Source organism: Kitasatospora sp. NPDC047058 (assembly GCF_040643935.1).
Classification (GTDB): domain Bacteria; phylum Actinomycetota; class Actinomycetes; order Streptomycetales; family Streptomycetaceae; genus Kitasatospora.
Genome location: NZ_JBEYVJ010000550.1, coordinates 1 through 3905, shown reverse-complemented (window position 1 = coordinate 3905; position 3905 = coordinate 1). Strand labels below are relative to the sequence as shown.

Sequence of the window (3905 nt, the reverse complement as noted above, 5' to 3'; positions counted from 1 at the left end):
GCCGGCCGCGCGACGGCCGGGGCGCCGGTGCCGTCCAGGGCGAGCAGTCGGCGGCCGGCGAGGTCGGCGAGCAGTTCCCGGACCTGGCCGGCGTCCACCCCGTCGTACTCGGCCGCGAGTTCGGCGGTGATGCCGTCCGCGCCGCGCCAGCCGTCGCAGTGGCGCAGTACGGCGGCGGCCGTGTCGTTGAGCAGCAGCACGCCCTCGGGGTAGAGCAGCGCCGAGCGGTCGCGGACCGGGTCGTGCACCAGCCGCACCCCGCGCCGCAGCCCGGGCACCTGGTCGGTGCGGGCCGGGGCGGTCACCGGTCGGCGCCGTAGTCGACGGCGTCCAGCATGGCGCGCAGCACCTCGCACTTGAACGCCAGCGCGTCGAGCGCGGCCTGCTGCTGGGCGGCGGTGACGCAGTGGTCGAGGACGAGTTCCAGGGTGCGGGCGCTGTCCTTGCGGGCGGTGGGGATGCGGTGCTCGAAGTAGGCGTACCCGGCCGGGTCGATCCAGTCGTAGTGGGTGCGCCACGCGGTGACCCGCTCGGCCATGTGGTCCGGCGAGAACATCTCGGTGAGCGCCGCCGCCACGCCCTCGGTCCACGGCCTGGTCTGGCAGAAGTGCAGGTAGCCGTCGACGGCGAAGCGCACCCCGCGGGCGACGTGCCGCTCGTCGAGGACCTCGGCGCGGTCCAGGCCGACCGCCTCGGCGAGCATCAGCCAGTCGGCCAGCCCGCCCTCGTGGTCGCTCGGCCCGTCCTGGTACGGGAGCCGCTCGACCCAGGCGCGACGGACGTCCGCCAGCGGGCAGTTGGCGATGATGGCGGCGTTCTTGCGGGTCAGGCACAGCTGGTAGTACCAGCGGTTGGCGACCCAGCGCCGCAACTCCGGTGGCGTGCAGCCACCGGAGTGCAGGCGCAGGTGGAACGGGTGGGTGTCCCAGTACCGTCCGCGCAGGTCGTACAGCCTGGCCGCGAACCGTTCGCGGGTCAGGGGCTGGGTCACCGAGTGGTCCGCGCGGCGTAGGCGGTGACCTCGGCGCCGGTGCGGTGGCACTCGACCGCCGGGGCGGTCCAGGCGGGCTTTCCGGTGGCGGCGCCGGCCGGGCGCGCGGGCGGCGTGGCGGTGGCGGGGCGGGGTGTGGTGGCGTGCATGGGGGTCCTCCTTGGAACGAGGCCGGGGTCGGTGCGAGGCCGGGGGGTTGGAACGAGGCCGGGGTGGGGCGGGGCGGCGGGTGCGGCCCCGTGGGTCAGGACGCTACGAGCCGCCGGGCCCGGCCGCCGGTGCAACCCGCGCGATCCGCGGACAAACGCGCTCGAACGGGTGACGGACGGGGCCGGGCCGTGGACCGGACGCGGGGGCTCAGGCGCCTGCGCGGCCGAAGGCGATCAGGTGGCCGTCCTTGGTGCCGACGAACACCCGCCCGTTGTCCGTCGCCGGGACGGAGAACCTGGTCACCGTGCCGAGGGCGAAGCTGCGCCGCATCTTGAGCGTGCCGTTGACCGGCACCGGGTCGTACACGCGCAGTTCGCCGTTCTGCCCGCCCGGACCGGTGCCGGAGTAGATCAGCCAGACCAGCGCCGAGCCGGAGGCCGTCCCGTCGGAGGTCACCACCGGCGAGCCGGACGCGTAGCCGAAGCCCTCGGCGCTCGTCCCGGCGTTGGTCAGCTGCGGGTCGCCGGAGCCGTTCACCGTGTACTTGAGGGCGCGCAGCGAGCCGTAGTTCTCGATCAGGTAGACGTAGCCGCCGTCACCGCCCCACACTCCCGGGTGGCCCCAGACGCCCTTGTACGGGCCGGTGCTGCCGACCACCGCGTCGGTGCCGTTCGGGCCCTGGCCCATGCCGCCCAGGTTGTCGCGGTCCAGCAGGAAGATCCGGCCCTCCTTGCCGACCTGAACCAGCAGGTGCGGGTGGGAGGTGGTGCCGAAGCCGGTGGGGAGGGCGGCCGGGCCGCCGGAGCCGAGGTCCAGGTCGTTGTGGTCGAGGTCCCGGTTGTTGCTCGGGCTGAAGAAGTCCTTCGGGGCGAGGCTGCCGTCGCTGTTGACGCCGAGCCGGACCACCGAGTCGGCGAAGTGCCCCTGCGGCTTGTTGCCCGGGCCCTTCGCCGGCGAGGAGCCGGTGCCCGCACCGTTGCCGGTGGCGATGAAGATCCGCCCGGCGCCGTCCGAGACCAGGCCGCCGCCGCTCATCCAGACGCCGCCGTTCTGCGACTTCGAACCGGACTCGGTGGACCAGAGCGTGAGCTTGCGGCTGGTGGTGTTCACACCGGCGACGTGGCCGACGTAGGTGCCGGTGCCGCAGTCCGAGGCGAAGCCGAAGTACACGGCGCCGTCCAGCAGCAGCAGTCCGGCCCGCTGGGCGGAGGTGTCCGCGTTGAACGGGACGCCCGGGCTGTTCACCGGGTCGCCCTGGACCGGCACCGGCCAGCCGCTGCGCTCGGCGCCCGAGGCGACGTCCAGGGCGTGCACGGAGAAGTGCGCCCCGCCGTCACCGGACTTCGCCACCAGGTAGACGGTGCCGGTCGCCTTGTCGTACACGGGCGTCGAGGTGATCCCGGTGCCCGGGGACAGGCAGGCGGTGTCCGACGGCACGGGGGTGCCGAGCGCGCGCTGCCAGAGGATCTTCCCGTCGGTGGCGCTGACGCCGTACACGTGGTTGGTCTCGGAGGCGACCACCACCGTCGAGCCGGCCACCACCGGCTGCGCGTAGACCGCGCCGTCGACGGCCGTGGACCAGCGCCGGCCGAAGTCCGAGGCCGAGACCTGCGCCGGGCTCAGGCCCGGCTCGGCCGGGTCCCAGCCGGTGCGCTTGTTGTTGACGGAGACGGTCGGGTTGTCGGCCCGCGCGGGTATCGCGGCGGCCAGCGAGCCGGCCGCGGCCGCCGGGGCGAGCAGGGCGAGGCCGGAGAACAGGGACACGGCCCTGCGGCGGCCCTTCGGGCGCGGGGGTGGGTGGAGTCGGCTCATACGATCCGCCTTGGCTGTCGGGGGAGTACGGGTACGGCGCCGTGGCGTCATTCTGTGAACGCCCGCGCCGTACCGCATCCGCCCGCCGTTCCCGCCCGGCCCCGTTCACGCCCCGGGGGGAACCCGCTGCGCCGCCCGGCGTCGTCGGGAGGCGCAGCCGGACGGTGCCCCGACGGTGCCCGGACGGCTCAGGCGGTGAGCGACTTCGCCAGCACCAGGGCGAGCGCGCTCTCGGCCACCGCCTCCGCCGGGGCGTTCGCGCCGTTGCCCGGACCGCGGTCCTTCACCACCTCGACGGAGTAGACGTGGCCGTCGGACACGAAGTAGACGACCGGGTGGGTGCCGTCCTTGCGCTTCGCGAGAACCGCCTCCTGGCCGACCCCCGGCACCGGGACGATGTCGGCCTGGGGGTCCGCCTTGACGGTGGCGAGGACGGTCGGCTTCACCTCGTGGATCGAGGCGTACGACTGGCGCGAGCCCCAGGTGCAGCCCCAGACCGGGCTGCCGTCGCTCGCCGGGTCGGGGTGGGTACCGGTGAACGGCCCGGCGGTGCCCACGGCGGCGATCACCTGGGGGGAGTTGAGCAGGGTGCAGGCGTCCGCGGGCCGCTTGACGGCCACGCCGGTGGGGGCCGCGCCGGAGGCGGCCGGGGACGAGGCGGCCGGGGCCGGACTCGTGGGCGGGGCCGCGGGGGTCGGCACGCCCGTGGCCGCCGGTGCGGTGGTGGCCGACGAGGTCGCCGCTGTCGACCCGGTCCCGCCGCCGGAGGACGAACACCCGGCCAGCGCGGCGCCCGTGAGCGCCAGCGCGGGCAGCCAGAGGTGCCGACGACCGGTCCGGAACGGTGACGTGAGCTGCATGAGAACCCCCTCCGGTGGCGTGGGCGCCCCCGGGGGGGGGGGGGGGCGGGGGATGCGCCGGGGGGGGGGGGGGCGGGCGGGGGGTACCGTAA

5 protein-coding genes are annotated in these 3905 nt (G+C 75.3%); all 5 read right to left on the bottom strand.

Features of this window, described 5'->3' with window-relative positions; genetic code table 11:
- Positions 1–305, bottom strand: a 305-nt coding sequence (pqqD, locus tag ABZ885_RS37230; RefSeq protein ID WP_360199021.1) for a pyrroloquinoline quinone biosynthesis peptide chaperone PqqD, incomplete at its 3' end; no start/stop codon positions are given.
- Positions 302–991, bottom strand: a complete 690-nt coding sequence (pqqC, locus tag ABZ885_RS37225; protein ID WP_360199019.1) for a pyrroloquinoline-quinone synthase PqqC — start codon at positions 989–991, stop codon at positions 302–304. The genes pqqD and pqqC, both read right to left, overlap by 4 nt.
- A complete protein-coding gene (gene pqqA / locus ABZ885_RS37220) occupies positions 988–1140 on the bottom strand; it encodes a pyrroloquinoline quinone precursor peptide PqqA (RefSeq protein ID WP_360199017.1) in 153 nt (50 codons plus the stop codon). Before pqqA ends, pqqC begins: the two co-directional genes overlap by 4 nt.
- A 208-nt stretch (positions 1141–1348) precedes the next feature.
- Entirely contained in the window at positions 1349–2953 is a 1605-nt protein-coding gene (locus ABZ885_RS37215; RefSeq protein ID WP_360199016.1) for a PQQ-binding-like beta-propeller repeat protein, read from the bottom strand.
- A 188-nt stretch (positions 2954–3141) separates the two neighbouring features.
- Positions 3142–3813, bottom strand: coding sequence for a hypothetical protein (locus tag ABZ885_RS37210; protein WP_360199014.1), 672 nt, complete (start codon positions 3811–3813; stop codon positions 3142–3144).
- Positions 3814–3905: the final 92 nt, after the last annotated feature.